General features: G+C 36.3%; 21 protein-coding genes. 10 read left to right on the forward strand and 11 right to left on the reverse strand.

What is annotated here, in order from left to right; genetic code table 11:
• Positions 1 to 9 precede the first annotated feature (9 nt).
• The 3 genes from ACSHWW_RS01030 to ACSHWW_RS01040 form a co-directional block, all read right to left on the reverse strand.
• A complete protein-coding gene (locus ACSHWW_RS01030; protein ID WP_435680546.1) occupies positions 10 to 3,360 on the reverse strand; it encodes a T9SS type A sorting domain-containing protein in 3,351 nt (1,116 codons plus the stop codon).
• 161 nt (positions 3,361 to 3,521) lie between these two features.
• Positions 3,522 to 6,383: an alpha/beta hydrolase family protein gene (locus ACSHWW_RS01035; protein ID WP_435680547.1), complete on the reverse strand. Its 2,862-nt coding sequence runs from the start codon at positions 6,381 to 6,383 to the stop codon at positions 3,522 to 3,524.
• A gap of 32 nt (positions 6,384 to 6,415) precedes the next feature.
• A complete protein-coding gene (locus ACSHWW_RS01040) occupies positions 6,416 to 6,913 on the reverse strand; it encodes a nuclear transport factor 2 family protein (RefSeq protein ID WP_435680548.1) in 498 nt (165 codons plus the stop codon).
• 80 nt (positions 6,914 to 6,993) lie between these two features.
• Between ACSHWW_RS01040 and ACSHWW_RS01045 the strand changes: the two genes are divergently transcribed.
• Positions 6,994 to 7,557: a DNA-3-methyladenine glycosylase I gene (locus tag ACSHWW_RS01045; protein ID WP_435680549.1), complete on the forward strand. Its 564-nt coding sequence runs from the start codon at positions 6,994 to 6,996 to the stop codon at positions 7,555 to 7,557.
• 19 nt (positions 7,558 to 7,576) lie between these two features.
• Here ACSHWW_RS01045 and ACSHWW_RS01050 read toward each other — a convergent pair whose 3' ends face one another.
• Together ACSHWW_RS01050 and ACSHWW_RS01055 are read right to left on the reverse strand one after the other, a co-directional pair.
• Positions 7,577 to 8,323: a metallophosphoesterase family protein gene (locus ACSHWW_RS01050; protein ID WP_435680550.1), complete on the reverse strand. Its 747-nt coding sequence runs from the start codon at positions 8,321 to 8,323 to the stop codon at positions 7,577 to 7,579.
• Positions 8,320 to 9,456, reverse strand: coding sequence for an ATP-binding protein (locus tag ACSHWW_RS01055; protein WP_435680551.1), 1,137 nt, complete (start codon positions 9,454 to 9,456; stop codon positions 8,320 to 8,322). The genes ACSHWW_RS01050 and ACSHWW_RS01055 overlap by 4 nt, the downstream gene beginning before the upstream one ends.
• Positions 9,457 to 9,666: 210 nt before the next feature.
• On the opposite strand from ACSHWW_RS01055, the gene ACSHWW_RS01060 reads away from it, so the two are divergent.
• Positions 9,667 to 10,419 carry a UDP-2,3-diacylglucosamine diphosphatase gene (locus tag ACSHWW_RS01060; RefSeq protein ID WP_435680552.1) on the forward strand — a complete coding sequence of 251 codons (753 nt, stop codon included), beginning with the start codon at positions 9,667 to 9,669 and terminating at the stop codon, positions 10,417 to 10,419.
• 106 nt (positions 10,420 to 10,525) lie between these two features.
• Positions 10,526 to 10,906, forward strand: coding sequence for a response regulator (locus tag ACSHWW_RS01065; RefSeq protein WP_435680553.1), 381 nt, complete (start codon positions 10,526 to 10,528; stop codon positions 10,904 to 10,906).
• On the opposite strand, the gene recJ is transcribed toward ACSHWW_RS01065, so the two are convergent.
• Positions 10,903 to 12,600, reverse strand: a complete 1,698-nt coding sequence (recJ, locus tag ACSHWW_RS01070; protein ID WP_435680554.1) for a single-stranded-DNA-specific exonuclease RecJ — start codon at positions 12,598 to 12,600, stop codon at positions 10,903 to 10,905. The genes ACSHWW_RS01065 and recJ overlap by 4 nt on opposite strands.
• A gap of 96 nt (positions 12,601 to 12,696) precedes the next feature.
• On the opposite strand from recJ, the gene ACSHWW_RS01075 reads away from it, so the two are divergent.
• Positions 12,697 to 13,287 carry a carboxymuconolactone decarboxylase family protein gene (locus tag ACSHWW_RS01075; RefSeq protein WP_435680555.1) on the forward strand — a complete coding sequence of 197 codons (591 nt, stop codon included), beginning with the start codon at positions 12,697 to 12,699 and terminating at the stop codon, positions 13,285 to 13,287.
• 1 nt (position 13,288) lies between these two features.
• Here the strand turns inward: ACSHWW_RS01075 and ACSHWW_RS01080 are convergent, their stop codons facing one another.
• Positions 13,289 to 14,095 carry a hypothetical protein gene (locus tag ACSHWW_RS01080; protein ID WP_435680556.1) on the reverse strand — a complete coding sequence of 269 codons (807 nt, stop codon included), beginning with the start codon at positions 14,093 to 14,095 and terminating at the stop codon, positions 13,289 to 13,291.
• Between the two features lie 86 nt (positions 14,096 to 14,181).
• Between ACSHWW_RS01080 and recQ the strand changes: the two genes are divergently transcribed.
• The 4 genes from recQ to ACSHWW_RS01100 all read left to right on the forward strand — a co-directional run bounded on the left by recQ (position 14,182) and on the right by ACSHWW_RS01100 (position 18,078).
• The gene (gene recQ, locus ACSHWW_RS01085; RefSeq protein WP_435680557.1) at positions 14,182 to 16,326 is read left to right on the forward strand and encodes a DNA helicase RecQ; all 2,145 of its coding nucleotides are present in this window, start codon (positions 14,182 to 14,184) and stop codon (positions 16,324 to 16,326) included.
• Between the two features lie 20 nt (positions 16,327 to 16,346).
• Positions 16,347 to 16,829: an RNA methyltransferase gene (locus ACSHWW_RS01090; protein WP_435680558.1), complete on the forward strand. Its 483-nt coding sequence runs from the start codon at positions 16,347 to 16,349 to the stop codon at positions 16,827 to 16,829.
• A 110-nt stretch (positions 16,830 to 16,939) separates the two neighbouring features.
• On the forward strand, positions 16,940 to 17,134 hold the full coding sequence (locus ACSHWW_RS01095) for a cold-shock protein (RefSeq protein ID WP_435680559.1): 195 nt from the start codon (positions 16,940 to 16,942) through the stop codon (positions 17,132 to 17,134).
• Positions 17,135 to 17,217: 83 nt separating this feature from the next.
• Complete coding sequence (locus ACSHWW_RS01100) at positions 17,218 to 18,078, forward strand: hypothetical protein (RefSeq protein WP_435680560.1); 861 nt, start codon at positions 17,218 to 17,220, stop codon at positions 18,076 to 18,078.
• Here the strand turns inward: ACSHWW_RS01100 and ACSHWW_RS01105 are convergent.
• From ACSHWW_RS01105 to ACSHWW_RS01120, 4 genes are all read right to left on the reverse strand, one after another.
• Positions 18,075 to 18,203 carry a FeoB-associated Cys-rich membrane protein gene (locus ACSHWW_RS01105; protein ID WP_435680561.1) on the reverse strand — a complete coding sequence of 43 codons (129 nt, stop codon included), beginning with the start codon at positions 18,201 to 18,203 and terminating at the stop codon, positions 18,075 to 18,077. The genes ACSHWW_RS01100 and ACSHWW_RS01105 overlap by 4 nt on opposite strands.
• Positions 18,203 to 20,314: a ferrous iron transport protein B gene (gene feoB, locus ACSHWW_RS01110; RefSeq protein WP_435680562.1), complete on the reverse strand. Its 2,112-nt coding sequence runs from the start codon at positions 20,312 to 20,314 to the stop codon at positions 18,203 to 18,205. Before feoB ends, ACSHWW_RS01105 begins: the two co-directional genes overlap by 1 nt.
• Complete coding sequence (locus tag ACSHWW_RS01115; protein ID WP_435680563.1) at positions 20,307 to 20,537, reverse strand: FeoA family protein; 231 nt, start codon at positions 20,535 to 20,537, stop codon at positions 20,307 to 20,309. The genes feoB and ACSHWW_RS01115 overlap by 8 nt, the downstream gene beginning before the upstream one ends.
• Positions 20,538 to 20,650: 113 nt before the next feature.
• On the reverse strand, positions 20,651 to 21,802 hold the full coding sequence (locus ACSHWW_RS01120; protein ID WP_435680564.1) for a sensor histidine kinase: 1,152 nt from the start codon (positions 21,800 to 21,802) through the stop codon (positions 20,651 to 20,653).
• A gap of 200 nt (positions 21,803 to 22,002) precedes the next feature.
• Here ACSHWW_RS01120 and ACSHWW_RS01125 point away from each other — a divergent pair, with 200 nt between their 5' ends.
• Positions 22,003 to 22,806 (forward strand): flavin reductase family protein, encoded by an 804-nt coding sequence (locus ACSHWW_RS01125; RefSeq protein ID WP_435680833.1) that lies wholly within the window; start codon positions 22,003 to 22,005, stop codon positions 22,804 to 22,806.
• 2 nt (positions 22,807 to 22,808) lie between these two features.
• Positions 22,809 to 23,183, forward strand: coding sequence for a DUF3127 domain-containing protein (locus tag ACSHWW_RS01130; protein WP_435680834.1), 375 nt, complete (start codon positions 22,809 to 22,811; stop codon positions 23,181 to 23,183).
• Positions 23,184 to 23,195: the final 12 nt, after the last annotated feature.

Raw genomic sequence — 23,195 nt, forward strand, 5'->3', positions numbered from 1 at the left:
TTGAAAAACTTATTTAATAATAAGCTTTTCAGTTACGGATCCAGTCGCTGTAGTAATGTTTAAGAAATACATTCCTTGAGCAACTCCGTTAATATTAATTTGATGTTGTTCACCTGTATTATTTGACTTAGTCGTAATAAGTTTCCCAGTCACATCATAGATAGAATAGTCAAACTCATTAGCATTATTCCATGATAATGTGAAGTTACCTTGAGAAGGATTAGGATATACTTTAAAGGAATCTTCAAGAGCGATATCACTATTGCTTAGAGTTCCAGTGACAACTACATTATCGATCACAATTCCTTCTTCAGTTACTGAATCATCTGATTGGAATACATATCTAAATGTGATATTGTTTTCAGCACTAAAAGCTGATAAATCATAAGAATAAGTCTTCATAGTTGTGTCAGTACCAGTCCATTGTGCTCCAACACAGTTAAAACAATCTACACCATTAGGCGTTCTACTAGAATTATACCAGTTAGGATCTGTAGAACTACCTAGAATACTCCAGTTCAATCCACCATCAGTGCTATATTCTGTATACATAATATCCCAATCTTGCTCTAGATCAAAAGCCATTTCAAATTGTAATGTTGGATTATTAAGTCCAACTAGGTCATAACAGCCCGTAAATAAATATGCTATTGTAGCGTCTGGATAGTTACCGTCTAGATTAGTCCCATAGACTTGAGTTCCACTCGCGCTTTGATTAAGTGAAGATCCTGTAGGCACACCACGTTCCCATAATATTGCTCCAGTGGCTTCATTAAGAGTTAAGAAATCTCTATTTTCAAATTGATGAACATCATTGATTACTCCAGAGTTATTTTTTAAAACACTAGTTGTCTCATTATTATTATTTGCAAACGCATCATTAAAAGTACTTACCGTAACTGCTAGGTCATTAGTTCCTAGAGCTAAGTTAAGTCCAGTTAGTGTAACAACAGATTGACCTTGTGAAGGAATAGTTTGAGTATAGTTTGCACTTACTGCCGTGCCTCCATTAATGGAGTAACTTATATTAAAAGAATTAATATCATTAGTTCCACCATTTTCAATAAGAACATCTATGTCAGAACTACTACATGTTACAGAGGTGTTTGAGGTTGCAAGGCTTACTAATTTAATATCTGTAGGTGGTAAACCTGCAAACGCTGAAGTTTGCCAAATTCCTCTACCATAAGTTCCAGCAGTTAATATATTATCCACAGGATTAATCTCTAAATCTCTCACATTAACATTAGGTAAGTTATTATTGAATGTGATCCATTGAGTGGTAACGTCATCATATTTGTAAACACCTCTAGTTGTTCCTACAAATAATTCTCCATCTACACTTAGAGGTAAACTAGCAAGAGTATTTTTTCCTAAATCAGGCAGATTACTAGTAATATCTGTGAAATTGGTACCTTGATTAGTACTCTTATAAACACTACCGAAAGAAAATTGTGTGGAAACATAAACAATATTATTATCATTATTGCTTACCTCAATTGCAGTTATATTTTGAGGAAATCCAGCTACTGGCACAAAATTAACACCTGCATTAATACTTCTGTATAACTGGCTATTGATAGCCATATAGATGATATTATCATTAGTTGGATCTATTTCAAGAACATCGATATTAGAACCATAAGGAGATGAAACAGATACAAACGCTCCATTTTGAACCTTATAAAGCCTCGTGTATCCTGCATAAATAGTTCCTTGACTATCTGTTTTAAGTGGAGTTATCCAGTTACCAGATTCCCCAGAAGGTCTGTTTATAGATCCTTGAAGAGAGTTACCGGCATTATTTGTGAAATAAAGTCCGCCACCGCTTTGAATAAATCCATATCTAATATTGGAGTCAAGTGGATCAATTCCTCCATCCATTCCATCTGCTCCGTAGAAATTCTTCCATTGATCACCACTTCTAGCATGTCCACCATTATCTTGCAATCCACCTACTATGTCTGCGCTCGATTGCGAACTAACAGCAATTCTGTAAAATTGACTTATTTGAGCACCTGCAGTTAGGTCTGTAAAAGAACTTGCATTAGAAGTACTACGATAAATTCCACCATCAGACATTACAAAAAGCTCGTTACCGAATTGTCTTATCTGGTGAATATCTGCATGCGTATAGCTAGGTCCTGAAGGATTACTCCAAGAATTTACATTTGAAAAAGAGATTCCGCCATTAAAAGATCTCCAAATATTTAAACATCCTGTATAAACTAAATCGGCATTTGTAGGGGATACTTCAAGTGCAAGGTCATAATTTCCCTGTCCACTTTCTAGAATATCAGTACCATTATCTCTTCTTGTAAAGGTCATTCCACTATTTGTAGAGCGGTACAATCCCATTAGTGATGCATTATTATTAATGATAAGTAAGTATACATAATTAGCATTTGCTGGTGTTACAGCGATTACACTTCTTCTCATACCTGAAGGAAGACCTGTAGATGGTTGTGAAAAAGATACTCCATTATCAGTAGAGATGTAAAATGCATTACTGGTACTTAAATATATGGTGTCTGGTGCATTAGGTTTTAATTTAATGTCCTTTACGTTTCCAGGAAAGTTTCTAGTAAACGTATTTCCTCCATCAATAGATCTATAAAAACCTTGATTAGAAGAAACAAAAACTTTATTGCTATCTCTAGGGTCAAGGTATACTTCACTAATATTACCTGTTGATCCTGCAAAAGTCAAGTCTGTAGTATTCCACGTTTGACCACCATCAGTTGATTTCATCAATCCTATACTGTAAGAGTCTCCACCATCATCATCTCCAGTTCCTATATAGATTACATTAGAATTTGTTGGGTCTATTGCAATCGCACTTACACCTATCTCAGTTAAAAAATCAGATAATGGTGACCATGTAACTCCTGCGTCTGTAGATTTCCATATTCCACCTGCTGGTGCTCCTAAATAATAAGTGTTAGCATTATTAGGGTCCACAATCATCGTGTTTGCTCTACCTTGACCTGTAGACCATGAGCCTGTTCCTAGGGTAGTGAATGGACCTATTGCATTCCAGTTAGAGTTATCAGTTAAGCCACTTTTTTGTCCTTTTCGTTGATTAATTATTTGAGCAATATCTCGCGCACCTTGTAATGTACCATCTTCTTTTACATAAGCTGAGGCTGCATCTACCCAACGCATAAAAGGTTTGTATCCACTTCCTTTTGCATCTTTATCGTGAGTTGCCCAATAAGCTTCACCAGCACTTTTAATATCTTGGTAAGTAAGCTCGCCACTTTTCTCTTTTCTTAATTGTTCCATCCATGGATTGTCTGCACTAGGTTGAGCTGTTACAAACACAAATCCTAATAGGAATAGATAGGGTAAAAATTTCATAAGGTATATTTAATGGATGCGCAATATAATATCTAGATGTCACGATTAAGTAACAACTTGTAGATTATGTCTTAATATATACGAAAACTGACAACATTTAGATTGTTTTTTACCAGATGAATCACCTTTTATCGATTTAAATGGTAATAATAATCTTAAATTTACATCTTCAATGGAGTATTTGTATCCAGTTCATATCCCATTTGTTTTCCTTTTCTATCTGCGCTTAATCCTTGAGTCATCCATACTGGAGCTTCATCACCTTTAAGATAGTGATCAAAAAATTGCATCATGCGCATGGATAAATCACGCTTGTTTTTCATTTTACGTAAGTTGTGTGCTTCTTTATTATAAACGAGCAGCCATACCGGTTTATTGAGACGTCTCATTCCCATAAACATTTCGATTCCTTGATAGTAAGGAACGGCTCCATCTTCATCATTATGCATCATTAATAAAGGCGTATTGATTTTAGGAATATGAAATAACGGTGAATTTTCAATATATAAGTCGAGTCCATCCCATAGATTTTTACCTATACGCGTTTGAGTTCTTTCATATTGAAATGCACGGCTTAAACCGCTTCCCCAACGTATTCCTCCATAAGCGCTCGTCATATTAGACACTGGAGCACCAGCCATTGCTGCGGCATACATATTAGTGCGAGTCACAAGATAAGCCGTTTGATAGCCACCCCAACTTTGTCCTTGCAGTGCCATAGCATTGCGATCTACGTAGCCTAATTGAGCTACGGCTTCTGTTCCAGATATAATACAATTGTATGCGCTTTCTCCAGGATGTCCGTCTTTATAAACGATGTCTGGTACAAAAACCACATAATCATTACTCGTTAAATAAGAGAAATTAACCGTACTCGCACTAGGTTGTGGCGAGCGATATCCGTGTAAACGATCTGCATATTTCTCGTAGAAATAAACGATCATAGGGTACTTTTTTTCAGGATCAAAATCCTCAGGTTTGTAAATCAATCCTTCTAGCTTTTTCCCATCATAAGCATTCCAAGTGAACAATTCCACGCTGCCCCATTTGAAATCTTCTTGTTGAGGATTTGCATCGGTTAAGCGATTCATTCCTTTCTGACCAGCCATATAAACGTCTGGATAGTTGTTGAAATTAGATTTTCTATAGAGGATAGTGTTGTCGTTTTTTGCTTTCGCGAAAGCGGAATTCTCAAAACCTTTATGCTCAACAAAACTCTCTATTCCACCATTACCTAATAGATGAATGTGCGATTCCTTAGTGGTGTGATTGAAACTGCTCAAAATCATCTTATCAAAAAGATATGAAGCTAAATTCCTGTTCTCAGAATCAAGATTCTCTGTGCGATAAGTAATGTTGTTCTCACGACCTTTTGTGATGCGTTGAGGTTTTTCACTTGTGTTTAAATCGACTTTCCAAAGGTCAAATTTGTCCTGAAGTAAAGCGTTGCCATCTTGATCATATCCAGCAAATCCATAAGATGGAGGCAGCGCTGGATGGTCGTCATCCACGTCGTGAAATGCCACTCCTAGCCCTTGAGTTAGATTTTTATCAAGCATGGTATTGAGATTAATACTATGCCAATTGCGATCATCGAAGCTGTAATAAATAGCATGTGTATGAGCAGGATTAAACTGCGGTCTGCTACCTGAATTTGATAGTAATAACTGCTGATCTCCAGTTTTTACATTTTTTAAATAATAATCTGATCTCCATGGATATTCCCAGGAACGTGCGACGTCATATTTTGCGTTATCCATTATTATGATAAGGTCTTTTTCAAGATTTCTATCCCACATAATTCCAGAGCTATCATAACTATTTAGATTAGTGATGTTTCCAGTAGATGTATCGTAAAATTGCTCTGTGGATTTATTTTTCAATCTGCTTTTTCTCAAATTTTGCTCGGGTTGAGTCATGCGATCTTTATAATTCCATACATCTACTTGCGCGATTTCATCATCCATTAATGTGGTGTCGATGGTGTATTCCATTCTAGGCTGCGTGTAGAAGAATAATCTCTTACCATTTTCAGAAAAATAAGGAGCACGTCCTGAAGTTAATTGCCAGTTTACTTTAATATTTTTCTCTGTTCCAGCGATTTTCTCTGGAGATGCGGTGAAATCTTTTAGGTAGTGTAGGTCATATTTCAAAGAATCTGTTTCGGCACTATCAATAGCTACATAATAAGCGGCTTGTTTACCATATTTATCTATACTTAGCTTATCATAGGTCCACGCATCTATCTGGATTTCTATGGATTCTTGAGTTTCAATATTATACATGTAAACTCCATGATCTTTTTTATCTTTTCCTTTTTTACGAGAATAAATAAAGCTCATTCCTTCACGTGCGGTGTCATAATCTTTAATGTCAGTTATGGTGTCTTTAAACTTTGTGGAAGGCTTGTAAACTACTAGATAATCTTCTTTAAGGTATTCTGGTTTTTCCTTTTTGTCTTTTTTTCCTTTATTCTTTTTGCGAGCTTTTTTCTCTTTTTTAAGACGCTTCTTTTTTTCTTTGGGTGTTTCTTTAATTTCTTCCTTTTCGGGTTTTAAATCTTTGTGATGTTCTACGATTACATATCCAGCTGTTTTATCACTAGCATAGAATTTTTTTACCCTTGAGATAGAATCCACTATTTCTCCACGATCTACATCATAAACCATAAAGGTGTTTTTAGACTGATTGTCTTTTTTTACTTCACCCTTCTTTTCTTGACGTGCTTTTTCATAAGCTGGTTTTTGCATGAAATAGACGTACTTCTCATCGGGAGATATTTGTGGATTCACTCCATTAAAGAATGTTTTCTTTTCTCCACTTGCTAGATTGTGAATCTCTAAATATCCATCGCCAGCGCCAGTTGCAGTTACTACCGCTATAGCTGCCACGTTTCCATTATTAGATATACTTGTTGTGCTTACTCGTTTCCATAAATCATAATCTTCGTGACTGAGAGATTTTTTTTGTGCAAACGTTACTGTGATGCATAGCAGAAGTAATAAGGTGAGTGCTCTTTTCATAATATGTTATTGTAGTTTTCCTTGAAGCTTTTTTAATCGTTTTTCAATTTTAATTCTTTAATGTATTCCTTATCCCATTGTTTTTTAAGTTCTGTTAATGAAGACACATTATCATTAGGAACAGCTATGGATAATACATAATGGGCAATTTTATAAACGCCATTTTCCATTTTTAGAATTCCGCTGCCGCGGCAAATTCCCATTTGGGTATCGAGCAGTTCATCAAAATAAACGACTCCATTTGAATTATAAATGTTACGTTCTAGTGAAGTGAAAGACCAGGCTTTTCCTTTATCAAAATAGGGTTTTGAAAAAGCTTTGAATTCCTCGATTTGCCAGTTTTCAGTAGCATCTGTTCCTATAAAGACAGCGTCACGGGTCATTAAGTTAAAATAATTATCAAAATTTGCTTGAGCAGCTGCAATATGCCAGTCGTCTATTCTTTGATTTATTGAATCTGTTTGAATAGCTTTTTGTGAGCCGCATGAAGTTATTAAAATTGCGGTTATAAGGAGTAAGATTCTTTTCATAGCTGTTAAAGATAAAGCAGAAAAATTTAAACTCTAATTGAATATTTGTTTCATACGTAGTGTGTTCTTACATTCGGTTTATGGAAAAAAATAAATGCGGCTGGTGCCTAGGTAGTGATCTTTATGAAGCTTACCACGATCAGGAATGGGGCGTTCCTGTTTATGATGATCAAACATTATTTGAGTTTCTTATTCTTGAAACTATGCAAGCTGGTCTGAGCTGGATTACTGTTTTAAACAAAAGGGACAATTACTTTGATGCTCTAGACCAGTTTAATATTCATAAAATTGCAAAATACGATCAATCCAAACAAGATGAATTACTCTTGAACGCCGGAATTATACGTAACAAGCTTAAAGTGAAATCCATTATCACAAATGCTCAGCTCTTTCTTGAAATTCAAAAAGAATACGGCAGCTTCTCTAAATTTATTTGGGATTATGTGGATGGAAAACCCATTAAAAACGCAATAGTAGATTATAAAAAAGCACCTGCAAACACACCGCTATCTGATCAAATTTCAAAAGACTTAAAAAAACGAGGTTTCAAATTTGTGGGCTCGACCATAATCTATGCATTTATGCAAGCGGTTGGAATGGTAAATGACCATGAGGTAAGTTGTTTTAGATATGATGAGGTTTAATTGAGGAAGGAATTAAAAGCTAGTTCCGCCCATTCTCATTTGGATAGAAAGTGTGAACCGGATCGCTTTGCCAGACTTCTTTAGTTTCTACACAAATCGCTGTGAGTGGTCCTTTATATGCCGCCGCAGTGTCGATATTCCAAACATTGGCAGCATTAACCGGTTCTAATTTCCCTAATCTTGATGTAGGTGTGTGACCTATAAAAACCTCGTTATAGAGTTTCAATCTATTAGGATACCGATCGTTATCTGGTGATAAGTTAGGGTCCAGGCATAGTGCAAGTTCCCATAGAGTGCGGTCCCAGTAGGGCAAGTTGTCATAATATTCATACTCAGGTCCTTTGAGATTATGGAATCCTGCATGGAAAAAGCCGTTATTTGATTTATCGATGTAATAATTTTTCAAGCCGTTTTGAAAAAATTCTAAATGCTTTTCAAAATCTGCTTGGGTTCTGTTTTCATAACTATCAATGGTGCTTTGTCCACCATGTTGTAACCACATATTGTTTTGTGCTTTGGTGGTTAAGTAAGTTAAAAATAATTCATCGTGATTACCTCTCAGATAGATAGGAGCGGTATGATTATTTTCAATACGCTTTCGCTTGAGCGCAATTAAAAACTCTATTACTTCAAAACTCTGTGACCAGCCGTCTATGTAATCTCCTAAGAAGATGAGTAAATCTCTTTCTTGTATATCAATTTTTTCTATTAATTGTTCCAGCGCTTTGTAGCCGCCGTGTATATCTCCTATGGCAATGGTTCTCATGAATTATATGTTACTTTTCTTAATACTCGCAAAGCTTCTTTATAAGCTTGGTAGGTATCGGGATATTTTTTAAGTGTTGATTTGTGAGTTTTCATCTTTTCAATGGCCTCGCCTATACTGTTAAAATGGCATATCAACATGGTCTCTGGTAAGGCACGTAAATCTATAAGTTCTTGTTCTGAAAGTGTTAAGTCGTTTGTTATCTTATTCAATAACGATAAATTAGTATTATAAATATGGTGCAAGGTACGTCTATCATAATACGGCGGATTGAACATTATTTTAGTCTCTAGTTTGTAGGTGCCGTTAGGAGAAAAGTGCAAGGTCTGTCGTTCCAGTGGATAATATTTTTGCTCCTTACCGATGCCTAATTCCACAAATTCTAGTATGCTAAAACTGTCTTTATCATAACTGATTTGCACATCATCTAGCGCACTGTAGAACAATTTAACCTGTTCATTTATAAGTTCTATATCTACTCGAGAATAATAATTTTGCCCATTTTTATGGCTTAATTTTCCTGACCAGCATAGTACAAATTGTTCCTTAAACACCTTATAATGAGTTTCAAGACCGCGATCTTTACGTTCCATAAATTCCATTACGCTATCTAGTGTCAGCTCTATATTATTGCTGGCTTGTTTTTCAATTTTTTGAACTTGGACTGAATTTATATCCTTTACCTCGATGTCAAAATTCTTAGGCATGGAAATACTGCCATCTCTAAAGAACACGGCACCACCATAGTACTTCCAGATATTTTTGCGCAATGAGGTGATACTTTTTTGTGCTCTAATAGTGACTAACCCGACCACTTTGCCATTAGGTAAATGCGGAAACGGAATATTTTCATATTGAATAATAGGCGCATTTTCCAGATATGCATTGACAAGATTTTGCAACTTAGAATCATCATAAAAATCTACTCCTAGAATATCATTTGTCGCATCATCTATACCTATGACTATGTAACTATTGTTTGCAGGATTAGTATTAGAAAGCGCGCAAATGTGCTTGAGAAATTTAGCTTTCCCTTCTTTGTTACTTAAATCTAAACGCAACTTCTTATCATAAAAACTATTCTCATCATTATGAGCGAGCAAGTTTTTAATAAGAAGACGTTTGTTAATCATATAGCTAATATAGTTATCTGGATTGAGTTCAATGTTGAAAGTTTGAAGTTCAGGAATCCTAAACATCATTAAAAGCGGACTTCGAGAGCACTTCGACTAGCTCAGTGTCCACCTCAGTCCTGGTATTCTAGTTTCTTCGAGCATTGAGGCACTCGGAATGCAATCTTAATGGTTTTCAAGTTCATTCAGAAGAATAGTATCTTTGCTCACATGCAAATACCAGCAGGCAAAAAAATCTACTTCTCCAGCGACAACCATTTAGGTGCGCCTACTCAAGAGTTGAGCAAACCTAGAGAACGCAAGTTCCTAGACTGGCTCGATATGGTAAAAGAAGATGCCGCTGCAATATTCCTACTGGGCGATCTATTTGACTTTTGGTTTGAATACAAACACGTCGTTCCTAAAAATCAAGTGCGCGTTCTAGGAAAACTTGCCGAAATCGCAGATAGCGGAATCCCTATTTATTTCTTTGTCGGGAATCATGATTTGTGGATGTTTGGCTATTTTGAACAAGAACTAGGTATTCCTGTTTATCATGAACCACAAGTTTTTGAGTTTAATGATAAGAAATTCTTCATAGGCCATGGTGATGGAAAAGGTCCAGGTGATAAAGGGTACAAACGCATGAAAAAAGTATTCACGAGTCCTTTTTTTCAATGGTGTTTTAAATGGATGCATCCTGATATAGGTGTAGGAATCGCAAGATATCTCTCGGTTAAAAACAAATTGATATCTGGTGATGATGATGCTAAATTCTTAGGTGAGGAAAATGAGTGGCTTGCTCAATATGCTAAGCGTAAACTCGAGCAAGAACACTATGACTATTTTATTTTTGGTCACAGGCACATGCCTATGGAAATAAAAGTAGGTGAGAATTCTACCTATATTAATCTAGGTGACTGGATAGGTCATTATACTTATGGAGTATTTGATGGAAAAGAGTTTAAACTAGAAAAACATTAAGTTTAACCTTAAAAAATGCTTTTAATCGGTAGTGGTTCGTTTTGTTAGAATGATTAATCATTCTTAAGTATAATAAGATGAGATTTAGATTCCTAAAAGAAATCTCATGAAAGAACCACAAATCTGGATCGTTGACGATAATCCTGTTGATTCTTATGTTATTAAAACTATGTTTGAAGTTAACGAGCTGTCACATGATATTCAAGTTTTCTCAACTAATGAAGAAGCACTTAAAAAATTAGATGATTTAAAAAACGAAGATTTTAATAACTCTATCCATATCATCACTGAAAATAAAACAACTACTGTAGATGGCTGGAATCTAGTAGAAGAGATGTCGAGGAAGAATAAAAGTTTAAAATTTCATTTAAGCAGTGAAAATTATAACGCACAAGATTTAAGGAAATTTAAAAACACCGCAGCAGTTCATAGTTTAAATGTAAAGCCATTACGATTAGATGATTTAAAAAGCATTATCGAGCACTAAGCTTTGAGATCTTTAAGCATTAACTGTAGACTTACATTACCATTCCACTCGTTTTCACTGATGGTGTAAGCGATATCAAATTTATTTCCGTCTTTTACAAGGTCACTTTTACTACCTAGATTAAAACCTATCGCATTGATACCATTGCGGTCTTTTTGCTTTTTAACTACTTTGATTTTAAGATGATCTTCCGTCTTGCCTACACATTTTCCATATCCAGTATCAATTACTTTTTCAGTCATAAAAACCGGTCGCATATTTCCAGGCCCATAAGGTGCCATTTGCTGTAGAATGCGATAAAACTTAGGCGTAATAGATTCTAGTGGTAATATTGCATCTATTTTTATCTCAGGTGTCAAGTGTTGTTTTTCTATAGTCGCACAAACCACTTCTTCAAACCGAGCTTTAAAAGCTGCATAATTTTCAGGCTTTAAAGTCAATCCAGCAGCATATTTGTGACCACCAAATTGCTCTATAAATTCTGAACATTGCTCTAGAGCGTTATAAACGTCAAATCCAGATACACTACGTGCGCTTGCGGCGAGGTAGTCACCACTTTTAGTAAAGACTAGTGTAGGACGATAATATTTTTCAATCAATCTTGAGGCTACGATTCCTATCACACCTTTGTGCCAGTTCTCATCATAAACTACGGTAGTGAAACGCTCTTCTTCCTTATCTGTTATAATCAACTCTAGTGCTTCTTCTGTAATAGAACTATCTGCTTCTCTACGGTCTGCGTTGAATTCTTCAATCTCGATAGCAATACGTTGTGCATCTTCAAAATCATCAGTCACCATTAATTCTACGGCATGCAAGGCATGTTTCATTCTTCCAGCGGCATTAATGCGTGGTGCGATGATAAAAACCACATCAGTAATGGTAAGCACGTCTTTTTTTAATTGATGAATAATCGCTTTAAAACCAGCTCGCGGACTCGTATTAATCACATTCAAACCGTGATAGGCTAGAATTCTATTTTCTCCTATAATGGGAACTATATCTGCTCCTATGGCGGTAGCAACCAGATCTAAATACGGAATCAATATCTCAAAGTTCCAATCGTTTGCCTCAACCAGCGCTTGACATAATTTAAAACCTACTCCACAACCGCAAAGTTCATCAAATGGATATGAGCAGTCTGCACGTTTAGGGTCTAGAACCGCGACTGCAGCTGGTAATTGTTTTCCAGGTCTATGGTGATCGCAAATGATGAAATCAATTTTTTTATCGGCCGCATAAGCTACTTTATCAATCGCTTTTACACCACAATCTAGGGCAATGATGAGCGAGAAATCATTGTCGGCAGCAAAGTCTATTCCTTGATAACTCACTCCATAGCCTTCTCCATAACGATCTGGAATATAGGTTGCTACTCGATCATAGAAGCTGAGCAAAAAAGTGGACATTAAGGCAACACTAGTCGTTCCATCCACATCATAATCTCCATAAATAAGGATATTCTCGTTGTTACCTATAGCTTCTTGAATACGTTTTACAGCCACGTCCATATCTTTCATTAAGAATGGATCATGTAAGTCGTTCAAATCAGGTCTGAAGAAGGATTTCGCTTTCGCGAAAGCGTCAACACCACGCTGCACCAGTAAACCAGCAAGAAAGGAGTCTATACCTAGTTCTTGAGCCAGTTGTTCCTGTTTCTCTACATCGGGTTGTGGTTTTAAAGTCCAGCGCATAATTTCAAATGTAATACCAAAATATGATTTGATGGAAAATATCGCAAACGCTGTGATATAATATTATTAACTTGCGGGAACAACCAAATTTATCCTATGCCATTAGTAACTCCACTTGATGCCAGTCATGATCCAGAAACACGTGAATTAGCTGCTTTTTTTAATGAAACACTAGGTTTTTGCCCTAATTCTGTGCTCACTATGCAACGCAGACCAGCTATTTCAAAAGCATTTATCAACCTCAATAAAGCTGTCATGGCAAATGAAGGTCGTGTAACGAGTGCTCTTAAACGTATGATCGCATGGGTTTCTAGTAATGCAACAGGCTGTAGATACTGTCAAGCACATGCCATAAGAGCTGCAGAGCGTTATGGAGCAGAGCAAGAACAACTCGATAACATTTGGGAATACCGCACACATGCTGCATTTAATGAGGCTGAACGTGCTGCGCTTGATTTTTCACTCGCTGCAAGTCAAGTTCCAAATGCTGTGGACCAAAAAATCCAGGATAGATTACACGAGCACTGGAATGAAGGCGAGATTGTAGAAATGCTCGGCGTTATTTCCTTATTCGGTTATTTAAATAGATGGAATGACTCCATGGGAACTATTATGGAACAAGATGCCGTTGATAGCGGTAATCAATATTTAGGTAAACATGGATTTGAAGTAGGGAAACACGTTTAAGTTATTCTGCTTTTTTGAATACTAAAAACTGAGCACCATTTTTATCGTACTCAATAACTAAATTATCATCCTTCTCATAACCTATCCCCATAAAATCTGTGGTAACAGCAAGATAGCAACCTGATTGACTCTTTTTAAGAGTACCGATCAGGTTATTCTTTTTGTATACATTAAATCCAGAATCATTGCTATGAATTTTATATTCTTTGGAGTCTGTTGTATAGATTTGATCTCTTACTAATTCTACAATTTCAGGTTCAGGTATGTCACTCTTTTCTTCCTTGACAACCTCTGCTGAAGGTGTAATATTAACTCCTACGGCTATAGTGCTAGGTTCCATAACTTGAACAGGAACTTCTTTACTAGAAGGGCGATTAACTAAAGGCGCCGAATATGAATAATTTACATCATCCATTGATGTCATGGCATCCCTTAAGGCTTCTCTATAAGCTATTTCAAAATCTTTAGTATGCCCTATTCCTTCTTTAGTAGTATAAACGACTTCATCCTCACAGTTTACAAACTCCAGCGTCATTTTAACTCTAAAACCTGCACTTGTGATAAGCCTTACTGATAATGAGTTACAACGTCCTATATTTAAATCCGCTGGCAATACTTCACTATTTCTAAACCCTTTAATTCCTCTTTTTCCCAGTTCAAAAACAATCATTTCATTAAAACGATATTCATTTGCTTGCCTTTGGAACTCATACTGACTATCTACAATCACATATTTATAATCATTAAGAGTTTGTGCATGGCTCAATCCAGCTGTTAAGATGGTTATTAAAATCAGGAAATGTTTCATGTTGAATTATGGTCTCTTTGTATGCTTTGCTAAAATAGAATAAATTTGTCTTCTATAGATAATTACAAGCCATACAAACCAATTTCATGAAACAATACGAATTATTAAAGAAGCATTTCGGTTACGATAGTTTCCGGCCATTGCAAGAACAAATCATAGATGATGTTCTTGCCCACAAAGATCTCATGGTGGTCATGCCTACAGGTGGTGGAAAATCCATGTGTTTCCAGTTACCATCATTAATGTTAGATGGCGTCACACTTGTGATTTCTCCGTTAATTGCTTTAATGAAAGATCAGGTAGATTCCTTAAAAGCAAACGGAATTACTGCTGGTTATTTCAACAGCTCGCAAGTAGGAACAGAGCAACAGGAAATGTTACAGCTCTTAAAATCGGGCAAGCTCAAACTACTATACGTCGCTCCAGAGAGTATCCAGCAATTACAGCACTATTTACAACCTAGTGATATATCGCTTATCGCAATAGATGAGGCGCACTGTATCTCTACTTGGGGACACGATTTTAGACCAGCCTACACGCAACTGGCTTATCTTAAAAAGTCGTTCCCGCAGGCGAGTATGATTGCTTTAACTGCCACCGCAGACCGCGCCACACGTGCTGATATTAAAAAGCAACTCGACATCTCTCATGCAGACGAGTACGTCGCATCCTTTGATAGGCCTAACTTAACTCTGGAAGTGCGACCTGGTAATAACAGATTGGCTCAAGTGCGCCAGTTTCTCAAAAAATATAAAGACGAATCTGGTATTATTTACTGTCTGAGTAGAAAGTCTTGTGAGAAACTAGCAGAAAAGCTAGCTAGTCTAGGATTCTCTGCTGCTGCTTACCATGCTGGATTGGAACACCGCTTTCGCGAAAGCGTGCAAGAACAATTCATTAAGGATGAATTGAAAATCGTTTGTGCTACGATCGCATTTGGTATGGGAATCGATAAGTCCAATGTGCGATTTGTGATTCATTACAACATGCCTAAAAATATCGAAGGATACTATCAAGAAATAGGCCGTGCAGGACGTGATGGAATTGATGCTCATGCGCTACTTTTTCACAGTTATGCAGACATGATTCAACTGCGCAATTTTGCAGGAGATAGTGGTAATAGTGAGGTGCAAATTGCAAAGCTTGAACGCATGAAACAGTTTGCTGAGGCGCTCACCTGTCGCCGACGCATGTTGCTTTCCTACTTTAATGAGTATCTAGAAAAAGACTGTGGTAATTGTGATGTTTGCTTGAACAAGCCCGACTTTTTTGATGCGACACTTGTGGCTCAAAAAGCGCTGAGTGCTGTTTATAGGATGAAAGAAAACGCATCACTCAATTTATTAATTGACGTGTTGCGTGGTGCGCAAAATGCTACCGTTATAGAAAGTGGATTCCAAACCATAAAAACTTATGGTGCCGGACGTGAAACATCGTGGAACAACTGGCAACAGTACATCATTCAAATGATCAATCAAGGATTGCTAGAAATTGCTTTTCACGAGCATAATCGTTTGAAATTAACACCTCAAGCTCAAGCGGTGTTATTTGATAAGCAAAAAGTGCAACTCGCTGTTATTCCTAAACCAGAAGATCTTGCTGCGCGTAATGCTCAAGCCGCTCAAGATGCCTTGCCTAGTGATATTAATAAAGATTTATATGCAGGATTACGCAAGTTAAGGATGCAAATTGCTACACAAGATAATCTGGCGCCTTACATGGTTTTCAGTGATGCGACGTTGAAGGATATTGCTTCTAGAATACCATTAACTATAGATGAGTTTGACGATATTACCGGAGTAGGAAAACATAAATTAGATACTTATGGAGAAGCGTTTTTAAAACTTACCCAAGGTTTCAAAATGATGCGTGAAGGTGATTTTGTATATCGAGTAGTTGTTGCAAAACCTAAGAAAAGAAAAAAGTCTGGTCTTAAAAAAGATACCGTAATGGAGTCTGTACAAATGTACTGGGATGGCAAAACGGTTGAAGAGATCTCTGAAGCTAGAGCACTTAAAAGCGACACGATTCTTACCCATTTAGGTAAAAGGTATTTGAGCCATAAAGATGTGGATTTAGAGGCTCACATTTCACAGGAAGAAATAAAAGCGATTGAACCACAGTTTGAAACATACCAAAAAGAGAATGCCCTCAAACCTGTTTTTGAACATTTTAATGGTCAGTATAGTTACGGGAAGTTGCGTCTTGCGATGATGCTGATAGGGAATTAATCGAGGTTAAAAAAGATGTGATGAAAATAGATCAATTAGAACCAGGATATTTTGGGATAGGAATTCAAAATGGAAAAACTCCTGAGAACCTAGGTGTTTTGTGGCGTAGTGCTCAAAATCTAGGTGCTAGTTTTATTTTTACGGTGGGCAAACGATATGCTAAGCAAGCAAGTGACACTCATGATGTGGTAAAAGCCATGCCTTATTTTCATTATAACACTTTTGAAGATTTCTATCATCACCTACCTAAAGGTGCCATGATTATAGGTGTAGAATTAGACGATCGAGCAGTAGAATTAGAGGTGTTTAAACATCCTCGTAATTGTGTTTATCTACTCGGTGCTGAGGATAATGGACTTACTAATGAGGCTATTGAAAAATCACATCATTTGATAAAGTTCAACACACCTAAAAGTTTAAATGTGGCCGTTGCAGGCAGCATAATTATGTACGATAGGTTTACAAAAGGCAGTCATATTTATATAAAAGGAGTGCCTAAATAAACTCTTAATCGTTGATTTTCAGCTTAAAAACGATTAATTTACCTACTTAACATTTTAAAATTATAATTCCATATACCTTTGTAACTTATTAATTATTACAATTTATTACAATGAAAGAAGGTACCGTAAAGTTTTTCAATGAGTCTAAAGGATTTGGATTTATCGTTGAAGAAGGATCACAAAACGAATGTTTCGTACACGTAACTGGACTTATCGATGAGATAAGAGAAGGCGACAGAGTAGAGTATGAAGAAAAAGAAGGAAAAAGAGGAATGAATGCTGTTAACGTAAGAGTTGTACAGTAAATAGATCATATTTTTTTTGAATTCAAAAGCCCTTTCAATTTGAAAGGGCTTTTTAGTTGAATCTATTTTTATATATTTCAACTATGAATAATGAATTGAAATTTTACAAAGAGTCCGGTAGTTATAATTTAGGTAATTTAGGTTTTACATTTTTAGCCCTTATTGCTGTCTCCTTAGTATTGGGATATGTATATGCCATCTTAACACAAGTTAGTCCTATAATATATTTAAATGCGCTTGCAGCATTAGGCGCAGGTATTGCTATAAATTTTTGTCTTACTAAATTATTTGACGTTTTTAAAATACGAAGTAGGATGTTCCGTATATTATTTGCGGTACTAATTGCTTTACTGACTTGGTATTTTCAGTGGACTGTTACCTTGTTATATTTATTATATGATGGTGTACCATCAATTACCGATTACTTTTCAAATTTAGGTTGGGCATTTACTGATACTGACTTGAGAGCTGTTTTACCTTTTTTATATGAAAATGGTTATTATGAAATAAAAGGCGCTATGGTTAGTGGAGTTTTTCTAGGAATCATTTGGCTAGCAGAATTATTGATTTTTATTGGTTTTCCAGTATTCGCTTCATTTACCTATGAGCCTACACCATACTCTGATTCTTTTGAGAAATGGTATGATCAATATGTGATTAACAAATCGTTTAGGGTTATGAATAAATCTCAAGTAACACTAGAAGAACTCAACAATAATGCTGCTGAGAAAATTCAATCTTTAACTAAGGCTGGTGTAAATGGGAATTCTATTATATCCTTATTTTATTTACCAGAGGAAGGAACTCAATACTTGCACGTTGCAAATCTCACTTATGAAGGTGAAAAGAAAGAAGAAAAATTAACGACTATAGTAAACTGCCTAGCTATAAGTAAAGATCAAGCACAGCTTATAATGAGTCAGAATGATTGCGTGAAAGTTTAATGACATCCACAATCTCCATCACCACAGCCTGTAGTTTTCTTAGACGGAAATAAAGATTTTCTAAATAACCAGCCCAGAGCAATAAGAACCACTACAGCAACAAGAATATATTGTAAAAGCTCCATTATTTAAGAATTTGGTATGCTGCTAGTGCGGCAAAATATGCAATCACCGTCATGGCACTAAATTGTATTGCTGGCCATTTCCAGCTGTTTGTTTCTCGTTTTACAATGGCGAGCGTACTCATACATTGCATGGCAAATGCATAGAATAGCAACAAAGAAATACCACTCGCAAAATTAAATAACGGACCGCCGAGTATAGGATTGACTTCAGCTCTCATCCGGTTTTTTATCGTTTCCTCTTCATCACTACCTACACTGTAAATAGTCGCAAGAGTTCCTACAAATACTTCACGTGCTGCAAAAGATGCAACAATAGCAATTCCTATCTTCCAGTCATATCCTAATGGTCTTACTGCAGGTTCAATTCCTTTACCTATGTAACCTATAAAGCTGTGCTCTAGTTGTTGAGATGCTATTTTATTAGTCAGCTCTTCTTCAGTTAGATTTTGTCCGGCATATTGTTCCTTTACAATTTCCTCAGCATTTGTAAACTGCTCACCCATTCCGTGACTGGCGAGCAACCATAAAATCACTGAGATTGCCATGATGATTTTTCCAGCTCCTAGTACAAAACTCTTTGTTTTTTCTAACACGGTAATCGCTACATTTTTAAACATAGGTAGCTTATAAGCTGGCATTTCCATGACAAAAAACGCTTTGCGCTTAATAGGTAATATTTTATTAAGAACCCAAGCTGAGAATATCGCAGCACCAAATCCTAGCAAATACAACAACATCAAGGTTAATCCCTGCATATTAAAAATCCACCACACATGTTGCTCTGGAATAACAAGAGCAATGATAATTAAGTAAACAGGTAACCTTGCAGAACAGGTCGTAAATGGCACGACTAGAATAGTAATCAATCGCTCTTTCCAGTCTTCGATATTACGAGTTGCCATTACCGCTGGAATAGCACATGCTGTTCCAGACACTAATGGAACTACACTTTTACCACTTAACCCAAATTTCTTCATAATGTGATCCATTAAAAAGACTACTCGGCTCATGTATCCACTTTCTTCAAGAATGGCTATAAATAGGAATAAAAAAGCTATTTGTGGTATAAAAATCACTATTCCGCCCAGTCCTGGGATAATACCTTCAGCAATTAAGTCTGTAAAAGGACCTTCAGGTAAAGAAGTTTGTGCCCATGAACTCGCTTTTGCAAACGCGGTATCAATCCAATCCATAGGATATGTAGACCAGTCATAAATCGCTTGAAAAATGAGTAGCAGTACTAAAAAGAAAATTAAATAACCCCAAACTTTATGAAGCAACACACGATCTAGTCGAGTACGTAAATCTTTGGCCTGTGATTGATCTACATTGAGAACTTTTTTAAGCAATCCATTTATGAACTGGTAGCGCACTACCGTTTCCTTATGTTGCATCTTTTTCAAATCACTCTCAGACTTTACAGAAAATGATGCTGTTTTTAAATCTTCTAAATCTCTATTTCTATCAATTTTACCAAAGTTGACATCCTGAGTAATGACCAACCACAATTTATAGATAGACTGTTTAGGATATGCTTTTCTAAGTGTTTCAAAATACTCTGGATCGATGCTGGACGCATTTACACAAGGCTCAGATTTTAGATTCTTATAATCTAAAATTGCCTTCTTCAAATCATCTACACCTTCATTTTTACGAGCACTAACTAATACTACTCGAGTATTTAACTCTTGCTCCATCAAATCTATATCTAGTGATATGGCTTTGCGCTTCATACGGTCTGCCATGTTAATCACAAGAATGGTAGGGATCTCGAGATCTTTAATTTGAGTAAAAAGTAGCAGATTACGTTTTAGATTTTCAATATCAGAAACTACCACAGCTACATCTGGATAATCTTTTGAATTCTTATTTAATAATGTTTCTACAACAACGCTTTCATCAAGACTGGATGTGTTTAAACTATAAGTTCCTGGAAGATCAAGAATATGAGCTTTTAAACCGCGGTGGAGTTTACAAATTCCTTCTTTTTTCTCAACCGTAATTCCTGGATAATTCCCTACTTTTTGGTTCAATCCTGTGAGCCTATTAAAAAGGGAAGTTTTACCTGTATTAGGATTTCCTATTAAGGATACGTTTATCGATTTACCCATGGCGCTCTACTATGATTTCTTGAGCTGTCTCACGGCGTATCGCTAGGTAAGTTCCATTTATATTGAGGTAAATAGGATCTTGAAACGGCGCACTTTCCATCATAACCACTTTATTACCTGGTAAACATCCCATTTCTAGGAGTTTCAAGGGAACGAGCTCTTCATTAAAAGAGACGATTGTGGCCTGTTCACCACGTTTTAAGTGTGCTATAGTATTGCTCAAAGCTTATTTAGAATAAATTTGAATAAGCAAAAGTAAGTCCAAATGTAGGAATGAAAAAATTTAGAATACTAAACTTTTGTTGTGGTCGTAGAAAGTATCATTTTAAGTAAATCTTATTTCAATTTACTCAATACTATTTCAAATGTAGTTCCTTGATCTTTTTTACTTTCAGAGACTCTTATGTTACCTTTATGATAATCGTTTATAATGCGATGTGCTAGTGATAAGCCTAAGCCCCAACCTCTTTTCTTAGTTGTAAAACCTGGAGTAAAAATTTGATTCCATTGACTTTTAGGAATCCCTTTTCCTGTGTCTGATACTGTTATAAAAACTTTATGAGCATCGGCACGTAGGTAGATATTTATAGTACCTTTTCCTTTCATGGCATCTATTCCATTTTTTATCAAGTTCTCAATAACCCAAGCATAAAGTTGCTCGTTGAGTTTTACTAGGATAGGTTGACTAGGTAAATCCACCGCAAATTCTACAAGTTTAGAACTACGTGATGAAATGTAATGAGCCGCTTTTTCCGTTTGATCCACGATATCCATTTCTTTCAAAGTAGGAATGGAACCTATTTTAGAAAATCGCTCTGTTATAGTCTGTAATCGCTCGATGTCTTTCTCCATCTCAACGATGTAACTGGGATCTACATCTGTATCTTTTAATAAAGTGGTCCAGCCTACCAGAGAAGATAAAGGTGTTCCTATCTGGTGAGCACTTTCTTTTGCCATTCCAGCCCATAACTTGTTTTGTTCACTAGCTTTAGTAGATCTATAAAAAAACCAAATTACCGCACCAAAAAGAACTAAAATAAGCAGCAACGCCAGTGGGAAGTACTTCATTTTAGTAATAATCGGGCTTTCACCATAGTAAATAGTTTGATAAGGTTTTCCCTCGTAACTGATTTCTAGCGGTGGATTAAGATCTTTGTATTCCTTAACAAGTTCCACGAGAGCTAGAGAATCATTTTTTATTTCATCGGGTAGGTTTCTCGCCTTCATCTCACCCTTAAAATTCACTTCTATAAGTGGAACGGTTGTGTTATTCCGAGTTACTATAGTTCCTAGATTACCCATTTCGGCATTCAGTGATTGATTGTTAAAATCTTCAATTGCCGTTTTATATTCGGTCATGTTTTTTCTTTCACTTTCTTTAAGCTGTTGAAAAAACCCATAGGTATTCCAAAGAATAAGAGCTGTAATAACCATCGCAAAAGCGATAATTACCCATCTCAATACATTACGATTTGCGGTAAAATTCATGAAATTTGTTAAGAATTTTAAATATAGTATTAATTGTCAAACGAGTAATCATAGATTTTATGATACATAGACTAAGAGTCTATTTATAATCTCAAATCCAGTTTATAAAAACGCCATAAAATCCATACCTTTACCATCCTTAAAAAATCACGTTGAAACTAGATCCTAAAGACACAAAAACAGCTCATTTACACGGCATTATGCTAGGCGCGGTACAGCCACGACCTATTGCATTTGCGAGTACTATTGATGAAGATGGAAATGTGAATTTATCACCTTATTCTTTTTTCAACGTTTTTAGTGCAAATCCGCCAGTGATGATTTTTTCACCAGCGAGACGTGTACGTGATAACACGATTAAACATACATTAATAAATGCTCGCGCTACTGGTGAAGTTGTTATTAATGTAGTGAATTATGACATCGTTCAACAAATGTCATTGAGCAGTACAGAATATGCAGCAGGAGTTGATGAGTTTGTAAAAGCTGGTTTAACCGCAGCACCATCAGATCTAGTTGCTCCACCACGAGTGGCAGAAAGTCCCGTACAGTTTGAGTGTAAAGTGAAAGAGATTGTTGAATTAGGTCAAGAAGGTGGCGCTGGGAATCTCATCATTTGTGAAGTGGTGATGGTTCATGTGAACGATGATGTACTGGATGCAGATGGAAAAATAGATCAAATAAAAATAGACACCGTAGCTCGCATGGGTGGCAACTGGTACTGCCGTTCTAAGGACGCGATGTTTGAAGTTCCTAAACCTTTGGCGACTCTAGGAGTAGGCGTGGATGCACTGCCTGATCATGCTAGAAACAGCGATATACTGACGGGTAACGATCTAGGTAAACTAGGAAATGTTGAAAATGTACCTGATAGAGATGCTGTTATCGCTTTCGCGAAAGCGGAAAAACTACCAACATTAAGCATAGAAGAAAAACACAAACGTGCGCACGAGCTTGTCCTGCAAGGCAACATAATAGATGCGTGGAAAATTTTATTATTATAGATATGGAAGTACAAGGAAAAATTAAAGTAATAGGCGAGACTAAATCTTTTGGCTCAAGTGGTTTTCAAAAGCGTGAGCTTGTTGTAACGACTGAAGAGCAATATCCACAGCACTTGATGCTAGAATTTGTTCAGGATAAAACAAGTTTACTAGATGGTTTTCAAGTAGGTGAGCCAGTGAAAGTAGGAATCAACTTGAGAGGTCGTGAGTGGACGAGCCCGCAAAACGAAGTGAAATATTTCAACTCAATCGTAGGATGGAGAATCGAGCGTGTAGGAGCAACTCCTGCTGCGCCGTCACAAGAAATTCCGCCGTTTGATGAATTTGACCCGATTTCAAATTCAAAAGATGAGGACCACGACGATTTACCGTTCTAATAAATTCTTGAA

Origin of the sequence: Nonlabens sp. (assembly GCF_051251825.1) — a bacterium.
Taxonomy (GTDB): Bacteria; Bacteroidota; Bacteroidia; order Flavobacteriales; family Flavobacteriaceae; genus Nonlabens.

What these genes read in the sequence shown, in the direction of transcription:
- ACSHWW_RS01040 (WP_435680548.1), bottom strand. Translation starts at nt 6,913, where the DNA reads ATGAAAAGAATCTTACTCCTTATAACCGCAATTTTAATAACTTCATGC.
- ACSHWW_RS01120 (WP_435680564.1), bottom strand. Translation starts at nt 21,802, where the DNA reads ATGAATTTTACCGCAAATCGTAATGTATTGAGATGGGTAATTATCGCT.
- ACSHWW_RS01095 (WP_435680559.1), top strand. Translation starts at nt 16,940, where the DNA reads ATGAAAGAAGGTACCGTAAAGTTTTTCAATGAGTCTAAAGGATTTGGA.
- ACSHWW_RS01080 (WP_435680556.1), bottom strand. Translation starts at nt 14,095, where the DNA reads ATGAAACATTTCCTGATTTTAATAACCATCTTAACAGCTGGATTGAGC.
- recJ (WP_435680554.1), bottom strand. Translation starts at nt 12,600, where the DNA reads ATGCGCTGGACTTTAAAACCACAACCCGATGTAGAGAAACAGGAACAA.
- ACSHWW_RS01035 (WP_435680547.1), bottom strand. Translation starts at nt 6,383, where the DNA reads ATGAAAAGAGCACTCACCTTATTACTTCTGCTATGCATCACAGTAACG.
- ACSHWW_RS01130 (WP_435680834.1), top strand. Translation starts at nt 22,809, where the DNA reads ATGGAAGTACAAGGAAAAATTAAAGTAATAGGCGAGACTAAATCTTTT.
- ACSHWW_RS01050 (WP_435680550.1), bottom strand. Translation starts at nt 8,323, where the DNA reads ATGAGAACCATTGCCATAGGAGATATACACGGCGGCTACAAAGCGCTG.
- ACSHWW_RS01060 (WP_435680552.1), top strand. Translation starts at nt 9,667, where the DNA reads ATGCAAATACCAGCAGGCAAAAAAATCTACTTCTCCAGCGACAACCAT.
- ACSHWW_RS01090 (WP_435680558.1), top strand. Translation starts at nt 16,347, where the DNA reads ATGAAAATAGATCAATTAGAACCAGGATATTTTGGGATAGGAATTCAA.
- ACSHWW_RS01055 (WP_435680551.1), bottom strand. Translation starts at nt 9,456, where the DNA reads ATGATTAACAAACGTCTTCTTATTAAAAACTTGCTCGCTCATAATGAT.
- ACSHWW_RS01045 (WP_435680549.1), top strand. Translation starts at nt 6,994, where the DNA reads ATGGAAAAAAATAAATGCGGCTGGTGCCTAGGTAGTGATCTTTATGAA.
- recQ (WP_435680557.1), top strand. Translation starts at nt 14,182, where the DNA reads ATGAAACAATACGAATTATTAAAGAAGCATTTCGGTTACGATAGTTTC.
- ACSHWW_RS01075 (WP_435680555.1), top strand. Translation starts at nt 12,697, where the DNA reads ATGCCATTAGTAACTCCACTTGATGCCAGTCATGATCCAGAAACACGT.
- ACSHWW_RS01125 (WP_435680833.1), top strand. Translation starts at nt 22,003, where the DNA reads ATGCTAGGCGCGGTACAGCCACGACCTATTGCATTTGCGAGTACTATT.
- ACSHWW_RS01030 (WP_435680546.1), bottom strand. Translation starts at nt 3,360, where the DNA reads ATGAAATTTTTACCCTATCTATTCCTATTAGGATTTGTGTTTGTAACA.
- ACSHWW_RS01105 (WP_435680561.1), bottom strand. Translation starts at nt 18,203, where the DNA reads ATGGAGCTTTTACAATATATTCTTGTTGCTGTAGTGGTTCTTATTGCT.
- feoB (WP_435680562.1), bottom strand. Translation starts at nt 20,314, where the DNA reads ATGGGTAAATCGATAAACGTATCCTTAATAGGAAATCCTAATACAGGT.
- ACSHWW_RS01065 (WP_435680553.1), top strand. Translation starts at nt 10,526, where the DNA reads ATGAAAGAACCACAAATCTGGATCGTTGACGATAATCCTGTTGATTCT.
- ACSHWW_RS01100 (WP_435680560.1), top strand. Translation starts at nt 17,218, where the DNA reads ATGAATAATGAATTGAAATTTTACAAAGAGTCCGGTAGTTATAATTTA.